General features: G+C 30.5%; 14 protein-coding genes. 2 read left to right on the forward strand and 12 right to left on the reverse strand.

Features of this window, described 5'->3' with window-relative positions; all coding sequences use genetic code 11:
* Nucleotides 1-320: 320 nt before the first annotated feature.
* From LG649_RS15240 to LG649_RS15260, 5 genes are all read right to left on the reverse strand, one after another.
* The gene (locus tag LG649_RS15240) at nucleotides 321-2111 is read right to left on the reverse strand and encodes a DUF4365 domain-containing protein (protein WP_226544684.1); all 1791 of its coding nucleotides are present in this window, start codon (nucleotides 2109-2111) and stop codon (nucleotides 321-323) included.
* Between the two features lie 134 nt (nucleotides 2112-2245).
* On the reverse strand, nucleotides 2246-2710 hold the full coding sequence (locus LG649_RS15245; RefSeq protein WP_226544685.1) for a hypothetical protein: 465 nt from the start codon (nucleotides 2708-2710) through the stop codon (nucleotides 2246-2248).
* 603 nt (nucleotides 2711-3313) lie between these two features.
* Nucleotides 3314-3844 (reverse strand): DUF6584 family protein, encoded by a 531-nt coding sequence (locus LG649_RS15250; protein ID WP_226544686.1) that lies wholly within the window; start codon nucleotides 3842-3844, stop codon nucleotides 3314-3316.
* Between the two features lie 168 nt (nucleotides 3845-4012).
* Nucleotides 4013-4612, reverse strand: a complete 600-nt coding sequence (locus tag LG649_RS15255; RefSeq protein ID WP_226544687.1) for a hypothetical protein — start codon at nucleotides 4610-4612, stop codon at nucleotides 4013-4015.
* Nucleotides 4613-4839: 227 nt separating this feature from the next.
* Complete coding sequence (locus LG649_RS15260; protein ID WP_226544688.1) at nucleotides 4840-5355, reverse strand: hypothetical protein; 516 nt, start codon at nucleotides 5353-5355, stop codon at nucleotides 4840-4842.
* Nucleotides 5356-5513: 158 nt separating this feature from the next.
* On the opposite strand from LG649_RS15260, the gene LG649_RS15265 reads away from it, so the two are divergent.
* A complete protein-coding gene (locus LG649_RS15265) occupies nucleotides 5514-5726 on the forward strand; it encodes a hypothetical protein (RefSeq protein ID WP_226544689.1) in 213 nt (70 codons plus the stop codon).
* A gap of 214 nt (nucleotides 5727-5940) precedes the next feature.
* Here LG649_RS15265 and LG649_RS15270 read toward each other — a convergent pair whose 3' ends face one another.
* From LG649_RS15270 to LG649_RS15290, 5 genes are all read right to left on the reverse strand, one after another.
* The gene (locus LG649_RS15270) at nucleotides 5941-6267 is read right to left on the reverse strand and encodes a hypothetical protein (RefSeq protein ID WP_226544690.1); all 327 of its coding nucleotides are present in this window, start codon (nucleotides 6265-6267) and stop codon (nucleotides 5941-5943) included.
* A gap of 212 nt (nucleotides 6268-6479) precedes the next feature.
* Nucleotides 6480-6809: a hypothetical protein gene (locus tag LG649_RS15275; protein WP_226544691.1), complete on the reverse strand. Its 330-nt coding sequence runs from the start codon at nucleotides 6807-6809 to the stop codon at nucleotides 6480-6482.
* 12 nt (nucleotides 6810-6821) lie between these two features.
* Entirely contained in the window at nucleotides 6822-7220 is a 399-nt protein-coding gene (locus LG649_RS15280; protein ID WP_226544692.1) for a hypothetical protein, read from the reverse strand.
* Nucleotides 7221-7437: 217 nt separating this feature from the next.
* Nucleotides 7438-7677: a hypothetical protein gene (locus LG649_RS15285; RefSeq protein WP_226544693.1), complete on the reverse strand. Its 240-nt coding sequence runs from the start codon at nucleotides 7675-7677 to the stop codon at nucleotides 7438-7440.
* A 301-nt stretch (nucleotides 7678-7978) separates the two neighbouring features.
* Nucleotides 7979-9160, reverse strand: coding sequence for a tyrosine-type recombinase/integrase (locus LG649_RS15290; protein ID WP_226544694.1), 1182 nt, complete (start codon nucleotides 9158-9160; stop codon nucleotides 7979-7981).
* A 91-nt stretch (nucleotides 9161-9251) separates the two neighbouring features.
* Here LG649_RS15290 and dnaG point away from each other — a divergent pair, with 91 nt between their 5' ends.
* A complete protein-coding gene (gene dnaG / locus LG649_RS15295) occupies nucleotides 9252-11210 on the forward strand; it encodes a DNA primase (protein WP_226544695.1) in 1959 nt (652 codons plus the stop codon).
* Here dnaG and LG649_RS15300 read toward each other — a convergent pair.
* Together LG649_RS15300 and nadE are read right to left on the reverse strand one after the other, a co-directional pair.
* The gene (locus tag LG649_RS15300; protein WP_226544696.1) at nucleotides 11205-11843 is read right to left on the reverse strand and encodes a response regulator; all 639 of its coding nucleotides are present in this window, start codon (nucleotides 11841-11843) and stop codon (nucleotides 11205-11207) included. The genes dnaG and LG649_RS15300 overlap by 6 nt on opposite strands.
* A gap of 159 nt (nucleotides 11844-12002) precedes the next feature.
* The gene (gene nadE, locus LG649_RS15305; protein WP_226544697.1) at nucleotides 12003-12791 is read right to left on the reverse strand and encodes an NAD(+) synthase; all 789 of its coding nucleotides are present in this window, start codon (nucleotides 12789-12791) and stop codon (nucleotides 12003-12005) included.
* Between the last annotated feature and the right edge of the window lie 62 nt (nucleotides 12792-12853).

Below are 12853 nucleotides of genomic sequence, written 5' to 3' on the forward strand. Positions count from 1 at the left end.
CAAAAGCATTTTTACCAATTCTATTTTTTCCGCCTGAATATTCATTTCATATTTATTTATAACCAAAAATAATGATTTTAACTTGAAATTTTGATTGGAAACGATTTTTTTTAAATGAAGCCCAACGGTCTTGTGTATGAAACGTAGCGTATAAATAGACGCTAACTTTTCGGGTTTAGCACGAGCCGAATTTTTTATTTTTATGTTTAATTTTCTTTTCTAAATATAACCAAATAAAAAATTTGGTGTACTTTGTAAATATACAAAAACCTCTCTGAAAGCCTATAATAGCTATGTTTTATACACGTTGTTAGCCCACGTTATTTTTCAAATCCTATTTCTCCTGCGAAACGAAGAATTTCATATGTGTTTTTTAATTGTAAGGAATCTATTTCTTTAGTAGGCATTAAATTATTGAATATTTCTAGAATTTTACTTTCATTGTCTGTATATGACTCTTTAGATGATTTTATTATTTCTGGTGTCCAAGATATTAACAATTCATAAATAGGGGTTTCCCACATAGAATCGTCTTTTAACCCAAACTCTATATGATAATTTTTTAAGTTTAACGGTAGAGATTTATTTAATTTCTCCTTGATTTCTTGAACACTTTCATTTGGTATCATTTGAAATCTTGAAACAAAAATTTCTCTCTCTTCTAACTTTAATGGAAATCCAGCGATATATTCAGATTCGGTTATTGTTACGCTTTTATAATCTTTATCAGAGTACTTATTTAAAACCTCGGACAAAAATTCAGGCACTTTGCCTTTATATTCTTTTCCAGGAATTAAGTCAAATAGTTTATTTTGAATTAATTTATTTCTGACATTTCCTTTTTCAAAACTATCCCAATCCATTGGAACACTATATAATCCAATAAAAGGGTCAAACATTGGCGTTGTTATAGCCAATAATTGTTCTGCTTTATTGTCTTCAATTATTCTTATTGTTAATTCATTTTTAAAAAGTATTTCTTGTAGCTGTTCTATTTCTTCTGTTTTACAGCTCCATAAAACTAATTGACCTTTAATGTTGTTGTCGTGAATTTGGTCTATTTTTTTTATTGTTGGTGTAATTTCAAAAGAGCCAAATAGTTGGATTGCAACATCTTTTGTCGGATTAACGTGATGCAAATATTCCCAACTTCTCGCACGTCTACTAACTTGTCTTAAAAAGTTATTTGGTATTTGAAAACAATAATCGTAATCATCTATTAGAGTGTTTTTTAATTTTGAATAAGAATTCCAAAATGTTATTTCATTTGACCAAGATGATTTATTTGATTCTATTGTTATTGGACTAACTATAAAAGAAATCCACTCATTATCTTTTAAGCTGTATTCAAATGAGTTTATTTTCTTTTTGAGATTTGTTAAAAAAAGGTCTATTTCTGTATTATTGGATTTCAACTTTATTGACGTTAAAATACTAGTTGGGTCTATTCTTTTTAAGACTGACATCCAACTAGGTAAAAGTTCAATATAATCTCCTGTTATTTCTGGTGATAGTTCATTGCTTTCAAAAATGGAACTTGAATAGTGATGAAATGGAATAATGCGATAATTTGGCATTAAAATAGGGATTATTTTACATTCAATTACAGATTCATCCAAGCGTTGAATTTTTCGGTAAAAACTTTTTACCTCTTCAAGAATTGTTTCTTTTGACGATAAATTAAAAATATTCTTTTTTGGTACTTGTATTGAGGGTTTTTTCTTTTCAAGTTTTGAAGGATTTTTAAGTATCTGTTCTATTGGATTACACCAATAGCATAAATCTGATTGTTCTTCGTAAATTATTAAGAATACTGGGAAATATGATGTTAACCAAGCTTTAAGTGTACTAGAGGCGATTGAAACGCTATAATTTCCATTTTTTAATAGTTTGACATATTCGCTATCCTTTGTAGTTGATTTTACTTGGCATCTCAAATGATAATTTGTTCTAGAGTTGTCAATAAAAATATTAGAATCTATATCTTCTCCAAAATCACTTTTTATAATGTCAGCAGTCCACTTAAATTTCTTTAATATCAACTGAACTGTAGTTTCTCCAATATCTCCTAGATTTTGTGAATCGGTTTGAATTGGTGTACTATTTTTCATTGTTGGTTTTAATGTGGGCTAACGGTTTCGTATAACCGTCAGTTGCGGGTTAAATTAGTTATTATTTTCTTTTATTCACTAGCGTTAGCAATTCCGAGTGGATTCGGACGTAGTCGAATCCGCCGTAATTGCGGTTATACATTGTTACCCAACGTTTTTTTATTCAGATTTCCATAGAACGACTTTGGTTTAATCCAACTGTATAGAGTTCTAATTTTTAACTTCCAATCCTTGTCGAATAAGTCATTCCAATATTTTTCTTTCGGGTAAATTACTTTGTCAATTTTCCCATAATGGTCGTCGTATTCCAATTTACTCCATTCTTCTTGGATGGATTCCAATCCAAAATACTTTTCAAAACTTTCCAGTCCTTTTGTTCCCATTACGTGGTCACATATCAGATGAATTTTTTCCGATTTGTCAATTACAAGAATGAAAATACATTCATTATCCAAAACAAGTCTTGGACTAATTCCGATTAGCTTTATTTCATTCAGTTTTAGTCTAAATGACTTGCAGTATTTTGCTATTCCAGTTTCTTTTGAAGGGAATTCTGTAAATTTTAATTCAGTGTCTGTAATTTCAATTCCAGAAGTCATTTCTCAAATGTTGGGTAACGTATTTGTATAAGCTTAGTTGCGCTGGAAATCCGCGAGGATTTTCAGATTAAGGAACTAAGATAATAAAAATGCGAGGATTTTCCGCAGGAAAATCAGAAGCAATTAAACTTATACGGTGTTACAAAATGTAGCGACACGTCAGATTGGTTTTGTTTAGCATTTTGTCCGCGCAAAATTTCAAAATTCAGGTTTTGAGTTTTTTAGAATATTCTAACTTAAAATTCTCAAAAAAAAAATCGCGAACAGTAAACCACGCTTTTTTTCAGCCGTTGTAAAATTCCGCAACCTTGCTCAATTCCGCTAGAGTGAGATTCCGCGTAACGATTGTCAGATTCAGAGTTTGAGTATTCAATTCCGCGTGCTGCTTTGGTCAAATTCAGATTTAGTTTTCTATCGGATTTCTCCGCGTCTGAGTGAGTTCGGAGCTATTTTTTGTAACGTGTTTGTGTATGGTTAGTTGCGTGGTTAAGCAACTAAGTTAGAAAACTTTAACGAACCTGTGAATATTCCGAAGGAATATTCGCAAGTAGGAAAGAATGCAGCAATTAATTATACACGGTGTTGTGGTGTCGTTTTTTATATTTAGAATATCCATTTAATTGTTGTTATTAATCCAATTACAATAAGAATGAAGATTGTCGCAACAACTCCAAATATTATCCATTCTCCAAGTTTATCTTTAAAGGTCTGTTTATCTTCAGAGTTTTTGTTTTTGCGTTTATTCTTTTTTGGACTAAATTTTGGAACATAATCAGCTTTCTTTTTACTATCAACTTCCAATTCCGTCAATTTATTTTGAGCAAATTCCGAAAGTTTAGATTTATCTCCTCGAAATACTATTTCTTGCAAAATTTGATATCCAGAATAATTTACAGACTTTTCATAAATATCAACACATTTCGTGATTCGTTCGTCAGTTGGTTCAGTCAGTATCCAATATTTTCCGGCGGAGTCCAAAAAGCCACTTTCATAATATAATTCAGCGAGTTTATTCCACAATTGAGTTTCGTTTGGGTTTTCCTGAATTAAATTCCGCAATCTGTCAGACGCTTTGAATTTCATACCGTTTTCAATTTCAGAATCTATTTTCTCTATCTTTTCTTTCAAACTCACAATGTTCGTCTTAAATGCACCACAACGGTCTCGTATAGCCGTCAGTTACGGATTAAATTAGCGATTATTTTCGGTTTGACACAGACGTTAGCAATTCCGAGTGGATTCGGACGTAGTCGAATCCGCCGTAATTGCGGTTATACATTGTTGTACAACGTTTTTTATTTTTTATCCAATCCATATTTCCAACTTTTCATTAGGTAATTCCTTTTCAAATAATCGAGTCAAAAACAAATTCGAACGTCTTACTTTTAAATCCTTTTGATTTTTAAATTCGATTAAATAAGTTCCACGTTTTGGGATATCCAAACTCATAATTTTTTTCGCTCTTTCTCCAAACTCGTAGGATTGAATTCTCCAATTCGTAACTTTTGGTGTAATTACTTTTCCGTTTTCTCTGTTTTTTAATTCAATCGAAAAATTTCCAACAGAAACACTCCAACCTCCAAGAACCTTAATACTGTAAATTCCGACTGGTAATTCAATTGCCTTATTCGTATCATAGATTCCGATTGGAAATCTCATCTCTGCATATCTCAAATCAGTATTTATAATTTCTATGTCTTTTGGGACTTTACTTCTATGAAGAAAACCTAAAATCTTTTTGTCTGGTGTTAGCTGGTCGTAATTACTCTTAATGTATGGTCTTGCTCCGTCACTTGGCTCAAATTCCGTTTCCAAATATTCTATTTCGTCATTATCTAATTCACGCACTGTTCCGTCGTTTTCAACATAGACAAATTCAAATTTTTCTTTTTCTGACTTCAATTTCCGGTGGTGAGTTAAATGTTGTACAACGGCTTCGGCTATGATTAGTGCGGGAGTAGGGAAGCGGTAGCTTCCGAACTAGCACTTAGCCAAAACTTTTTATTTTGTTTTATCTTTTTCATTTTTAAAGCCAAATCAAAAGATTTGGCGAACCTTATAAAAATACACTAAAGTTTGGATTAAAAACCAAACCCCGTATTAATTATAGCCATTGTTACCACACGTTTTTATTTCAGATTCAATGAGTCCGTTTTTAATTCCGCTTTATTTTTCATTTCGAAAATCGATTTTTCAATATTCTCTACTTTAGAGTTCAAATTTTCAATTTCCGTGTTTTTTGTTTTCTTAAAAGAATTAAATTTAAAATTCAGATTGATAAGAGCTATTACTAATCCAATAATAGGTAAAATAAAGAGTACAACATTTTTTAAAATTCTATAATTTTCATTTAGGTATTTTTTATTTGAATAAGCACTAATTCCATAGTCTTCATTAATCATACATCCTTTTCCAGCTTTCAGGTCAAAGAATTCAATTTCCTTATTTTTATAAAGTTCTGATAAAATCAATTCTCTGTCATTTTTCTTATTTCCCAGAAAACTATCAATTTCTAAAAGAGTTAAACCAACTTTATCAGCACTCACAGTCTGTCGTGGTGCATTCAAGTCTTTAGAATCTAAATCATTGTTGTATCTTAAATACAGTTTGTGCAATAATTTATGTCTAATTCTATTAAATCTCATAGTTTTTTTAATGTGTGGTAACGTAATACGTATATGATTAGTAAGGGTTAAATATAAACTAATTGTATGGTATAACGTAATTAAACAAATAAACTGAAATTAATTATAACACTGTAACCCTTATTAATTATATACTTTGTTAGCAAATCGTTTTTATTATGGCAGCAATTCATATAGTAGGTAATTCTCCTGAAATGTTTGGGTTGAACGAGCCTTTTTTTGATTTATTAAAGAATCAACAAACAATAAACCAAAACGAATTAAACATAGAGGTTGATAACTTGTCAAAGTCAATTGAAAATATTAAGAGATTATGCCCTAAAAGAGATTTAGATATTGGCATTTCAGTTAAATGGGATGCCAGTAAGTGATAATTCGGTTAAATAATTTTCAATCGCTAAATTGTCTCCTTGTATTTTTACATCTATTCCGTACCTAGTTCTGTTTGGTATTATCAAGATATTCTCTTTTGATTTTATTTTATTGATTTTATTTATAACACTATTAAAATCATCGGTTTCTATTCTAATTATTCTTATCTCACTTCCTATCATTATTAACTAAAATTTAAAATTATTATGCTTCCTAAATTAAAGAGTCTTTTTCTTCGTTTTGTGGTTTTTGTAACTCCTCGTTGTGCTTTAGATGAGAATGGTCAACCGTATCGATTAACGTTGGCTTTTTGGCTTCATATTCTGTTTTTGACGATTCAGATTTTAATTGTTCTTCGTCGTCGCTAAAAAATTCAATAGCCATTATTAAAAAACTCAACAAAGTTATTACAAGTATTACCATGTTGTAATATCCTTGAGTTTTATTATTCCTTTCAATATCTTTTCTCAACTCATTTATCACAGCGACATTTGAAGTCGATAATGCTTCGTATTCTTCTTTCGTATCCAAACCACTCATTCGGTCAACAACCTTTTGAGTGCGTTTATCTATCTTAGGAAACTCAATATTTCTACTCATAGAATCGGTTAAATGTTTGCTAACGGTCTCGGCTATGAGTAGTTGCGTGGGTTAGCACGAAATTTAGCAAGTACACATAAAGCTGAAAATCCTCGCGGATTTTCAGAAGTAGGCGAGAACAAGCAATTACTTATAGCCATTGTTGTAGGTAGTTATTTTTTCATTTTTATTATAGTTTCTGTTTTTTCAGTAGAATATGTTTGCTTTATACTCTCAATATCATCTTTAGCAGCTTCCATAAATTCTGCCATTTGTTCCTGTTGATGTCTAATAAATTCATCTTTTTGTTTAATCCAAGCTGATGAATTCACAACGATTTCTTTTGCCTCAAATAATGAGCACCTTTGATTAGTTCTTACATATACTATACATTCCAAAATTCTACAATTGAGAGATTTCAATTCAGTTAATTTTAGTTCTAATTCAGCTTTTGTAAGCTTATTTTCCTTTTCTGCTAGTTCAGTCAACTTTTCTATTGTCATTTTCTTTTTCTATTATTTGAGTCGATTTTTTATTTCTATTGACAATCTCTTAAGATAATCTCTTGCAATTTCTTCTGTTCCAATCATATTATGAAAATTTGTTAGTTTTCGTTTCGGATTAGTCAGTTCCTCATCAATATCTTCAATTAATACTTTTATATATCTTTTGTCATATTCAAGATAGGTAGATGCAATCTGATTTATTTTTTGATTAGATACTTTTCCTTTTTCAAAAATTATTGAGTAAAGAGGAATGGCAAAAGATGAATTTTTTCTACTATCAATTAATGTTCTCCCTTTTTCTTTAGCATAACCTTGTCCACATTTTTCGTACTCACTAGAAAAAATATTATTAGAATCTAGTGAAAAAAGCAAATTAGCTCCACATCTAAAACAAAAATCTTCCTCCATGTTTTTTGTAATTACCTACAACGGACTTGTGTATGAAACGTAGCGTATAAAAAGACACTAACTTTTCGGATTAACACAGAGTCGAATTTTTATATTTTGTTTTTAACTTTTTTATTTTAAAAGCCAAATTAAAAATTTGGCGGACTTTCTAAATATACACAAACCTTTTGGTTAAGCACTTATTAGCTATGTTTTATACACCGTGTTGTATGCTGGCTTATTTCCATATTTCCTTGAACACTTTCAGTACATTTTCTTTTAATTCAATCGGTATATTTTTGTTTTTGTCAAAGTCCAATTTTACTTCTCCTTTTTGATTATGCGTTTGCATTGTAAAGTATCCATTTGTGTCAAATTCTCCGTCATACTCAGCGTGAATTTGGTCAATCGCATTATTAAACTTGTCAAGTTTGTCAGAATAATCTTTTCCGTATAAAAATTCGCTTATGTTTTCCATTTAACCGTCTTATAAATTAAAATACCTATCAAAATCAGAAATAGAATTCCGAAAGTGTATGTCAGTCCGAGAAATAAATCTTGCTGTTTGCATAAATCAATACCAGAAACTTGAGAAATACATTCTCCGTAGTCTGTTTCATATTTTAGGCTTACTCCTGTATTTATTGTCATAAAATAGAAAAGTGGAATTCCAAAAAAAGAAAAGCAGACTCCAATTATGTAAAATATTTTTTTCAAAAGTTTGGTTTTTCAGCTTGCATACAACTAGTTATATCCCGATAAATATAACACAATTTATATTAAAAATTACGGGATAATAGGAACTTGTCTTCCGGTTTTTTAACAGCGTCTAATTGTTTAATAGCCTTATCAAGCGGGCTTTCAATATTCAATAAGTCTTTTCTTGCTACATGTGTGTAAACCATGGTGGTTTCTGGTCGTGCATGCCCAAGTAGCTCTTGTATGTGCCTTAAATTTACACCTTGTTCTAATAGGTGTGTAGCGTAACTATGGCGAAGTGTATGTGGGGTAACAACTTGTCTGATTTTTGCCAATTTACACGAAGATTTTAAAAATTTTCTTATGCTGCTATCAGAATATTTTAATCCATTTTGTCCCTCAATAACATAGGTTTTTGGCGCATAAGTCATTAAATAGTTTTTTAGCAGCGGCATAATGCTTTGTGCTAAATTAACGTACCTGTCCTTTTTGCCTTTACTACACGAAATAAAAACCTGTTGTCTATCTATATGTAAATCTTCAATTTTTAAATTAATAAGTTCGCTAATACGTAACCCAGACGAATAAATTAAAGCTAGGGCCATTCTGTGTTTTAAATTTTTTGTAACCTGTAATAGTTTAATAACTTCAAGCTGAGACAATACATTTGGTAGTTGCCTCGATTTCTTTGGGCGTTGTAATTGCAGATCGTTAATTTTAGAACTTTGATAAAATACAACAAACAATTTTAAACTACTTATAAACTGTCGTTGTGTATTAATGGCATAATTTCGTTTTATATATATTGTTTCAATATAATGCTCAACACTACGGTTATTTAAATTTTCAATAGGTTCATCATTATAAAATTCAATAAAATCGGCTACAAGTTGTGTGTAAGTATGCACTGTATTATCACTGTATCGTTTTCCTTTTAAATATTTGTAAAAATTATTCAGTAACAATCGGTTATCATCATTTAATTGCCTAATTCTTTTTTTAGGAAATTTTTTAGATGGCATTTTAGTATTAAAAATAGCATCGGCATCAATTTCAGCAGTTCCTTTAAATGTAGAAAAAATAACTTTTAAGTTATTCGGATTATTTTGTAAATACCAAGACTTTAGGTTTTTACTCCATTTGGCTTCCGTTTTTGCTCGTAACAGTTTAATTAAGACTTCGTTATATTCAAAATTTATTGTTATTTGGTGGGCTTTTCTATGGTATTGTGGTTTTAAAGTTACAAGAGGTAAATTGGCCATGTATATAAGTATTTAAAATCAATTTACAACAATTTTTTAAATTTCAAAAATCAATAGTTTATGTGTAATTTTACGAAAAAATAGCTTTAATTTGATTTCACCAAGTTCTATAGATAGAGTATTTGAAACTGCAAGAGTAGAGGAGGTAATAGGAGACTTTGTGCAACTTAAAAAGGCAGGAAGTAACTACAAAGGCCTAAGCCCGTTTAGTGACGAGCGTTCACCAAGTTTTATGGTTTCGCCAGTTAAACAAATTTGGAAAGATTTCTCTACAGGTAAAGGAGGTACGGTAGTTTCTTTTTTAATGGAACACGAACATTTTACTTACCCAGAGGCTATAAAATATTTAGCAAAAAAATATAATATTGAAATAGAAGAAACTCAACAATCAAACGAGCAAAAAGAAAAAGCAAACGAGCGAGAAAGTTTGTATTTAGTAAGTGAGTTTGCCAACACCTATTTTCAAAAAATATTACATAAAACAAATCAGGGTCAAGCTATAGGTTTAAGTTATTTTAAAGAAAGAGGTTTTACATCAGAAACTATAAAAACTTTCGATTTAGGATATTCTCCAAACGAATGGCAAGCCTTTACAGATGAAGCTTTAAAACAAGGTTATAATATAAATTATCTTGAAAAAACAGGATTAACAATAGTTAAAGACGATAAACGATTCGATCGTTTTAAAGGACGAGTTATGTTTCCCATAAAAAGCATGAGCGGTCGTGTTTTAGGTTTTGGTGGACGTATTCTAGTAACCGATAAAAAAGCTGCAAAATATTTAAACTCACCCGAGAGTGATATTTACCATAAAAGCAAAGTGCTTTATGGAATTTATCATGCCAAGCAAAGCATAGCAAAAGAAGATAATTGCTATTTAGTTGAAGGATATACAGATGTTATTCAATTTCACCAAACCGGAATAAAAAATGTAGTATCATCATCTGGAACAGCTTTGACACCAGACCAAATTCGATTAATAAACAGGTTAACAAAAAACATAACAGTACTTTTTGATGGCGATGCAGCTGGAATGCGAGCTTCCCTTCGTGGAATAGATTTAATTCTAGAACAAGGTATGAATGTAAAAGTTTGTACTTTCCCGAATGGAGAAGACCCAGATAGTTTTGCTAAACAAAACACCTTAGAGGAGCTATCAACATATCTAAACAATAATGCTAAAGATTTTATTCAATTTAAAGCTTCGGTTTTGCATGAAGAGTCTAAAAACGATCCTATAAAAAAAGCAGATACTATTCGAGATATTGTAAATAGCATATCTAAAATACCAGATAGAATAAAAAAAGAAATATACATACGCGAATGTTCTAATATTATGGATATTAGCGAAGAGGTATTATTTAGTACGCTTGCCCAAATTAGTAAAAAAGATAATCAAGAAATCGAAAAGCAATTTAAAAAAGAACAAAAAGCATTCGATGTTATAAAACCCGCCGAAGTTGTTAAAAAAGTAGATGTTCAATATTTATTAGAACGAAAAATTATTGAAATTTTATTACTCTATGGCAATAAGGTTGAAGATTTTGAAGATCTTGTTTTAAAAGAAAATGAATCTGGAGAATTAGTTTTAGAGCCGGTAATTCAACAAGCTAAAGTATTCGAAAAAGTATTTCTAGACTTGCAGGACGACGAGATGGAGTTTACAAACCCAAATTTTAAAGCTCTATATTACAAAATAATAGAAAAATTAAATCAAAATCCCGATTTTGAATTAAATAACTTTGTAAATACTGTTGATGAAAATATGGCTAGTGAAATTACTACCATTTTAATGGAAGATGAGCGCCATTCGCTTAGCGATTGGGAACGCCAAAACATCTATCCAAAATCTAAACAAGATACAGTAGCGCAATTAGTAAGTGAAACTATTTTAAGTTTACGATGCTTTTTAATAGATTTAAAAGTAAAAGAATTTCAAACACAAACGTTAAATAATAAAATAGACACGAATAGAAATATACTTGAAGAAGTAAAAGACTATTCGGGTCTAAAAATGTTATTATCCAGAAAGCTTAATAGAGTTTTATAAAACTTCTTCAGCTAGTTTTGCTTGATTAACCAAGTCAACTAAATTAGTAACTTTTAGTTTACGCATTAAACGCGCTTTGTAAGTACTAACGGTTTTTTCGTTAATGTCAAGTTCTTGTGAAATTTCTTTATTCTTTTTACCAATGGTAAGTAATTTTAAAACTTCGGCTTCTCTAGTAGAAAGTTTTTTATAAAACGAAGCTTTTCCATTTGTACTTACACGATTACCAAAAGCTAATTGTTGAGTTAAATCGTTACTTAAGTAAATACCACCATTATACACTTTATATATGGCTTCGCTTAAGGTAATTAAATTTTCGGTTTTCGAAATATAACCTGAAGCACCAGCTTTTATAGCATTTAATGCATAAACCTCTTCTGGTTGCGCACTAAAAATTAAAGTTTTAATGTCTGGAAATTCATTTTTAAAGAAACGTAAAACGGTTAAACCATTTAATTTTGGTAAATCTGTTTCCATTAAAACAATGTCTACAGGGTTTCTTTTTACAAATTCAATGATGGCTTCTCCATCACCTACACTGCCAACAACCTCAATATCTTGGGTTGCGGTAAACAAGACTTCTAACCCTTTTCTAGATACGGGGTGATTGTCTGCTATTAATAATTTTATCATAATTTAATAAGCTTTATACAATTAATTTAGTGACTAATTGTGTGAGAGACTAAGCTGAAGGCTAAAGTAAAAAAAAATAAGTATAATGCTAAATCAATAGGTTAAATATAACTTTATTTCGATAAAATGTATCTTTATGTAAGTAGTTTGTAGATTTTATTATTTGTATGAAGTTGGAATTTCACAAACAGGAATAGGAATCATCTTATGCTTATTAGCTGTATTAAAACGTTTATAGATGTTAAATACTTCTAATTCTCTTCCAGAAAAATCTTTTGAAGTTTTGCCTTCATCACTCATTTTCATGGCCCATTCCAATTCTGGGTACGATGCACCAATTTGGTCTTCATCAGTTCTATCATCTCCCCAAAGACCGTCGGTGGGTTGTGCGTCAATAATTTCTTGGTTTACGCCTAAAAACTTTGCTATTTCGTAAACTTCAGTTTTAAGTAAATCTGCAATAGGACTTAAATCTACACCGCCATCACCGTATTTTGTATAAAAGCCAACGCCAAAGTCCTCTACTTTGTTACCAGTTCCTGCAACTAAAAGTTTTTCTAAAGCAGCAAAATAGTATAAGGATGTCATTCTTAAACGTGCTCTGGTGTTTGCTAAAGACATAAATCGGTCTTCTTCATTTTCAACAGCTGGCAAACTAGCTACTAAACTATCAAAAACAGGAGTTAAGTTAACTTGTGTCATTCGTACATCATCAAAATTACTTTGTAACCACTCAATATGGTTTAAAGCTCTGCTAACCTGTGACGGAGCTTGGTGTATTGGCATTTCTAAACATAAAAGTTGTAAGCCTGTTTTTGCACAAAGTGTAGAGGTTACAGCAGAGTCTATTCCACCTGAAATACCTATTACAAAACCACTAACACCAGCTTTAGTAGCATAATCCTTTAACCAATCTACTATATGTTCAACAACTTTTTCTGTATGCATTTTTATTAATTTTTATAATGATAATACTACCTTTGTAAACAAAAATAAACTATCCTGTTAAT

Source organism: Neotamlana laminarinivorans (assembly GCF_020523925.1).
Classification (GTDB): domain Bacteria; phylum Bacteroidota; class Bacteroidia; order Flavobacteriales; family Flavobacteriaceae; genus Neotamlana; species Neotamlana laminarinivorans.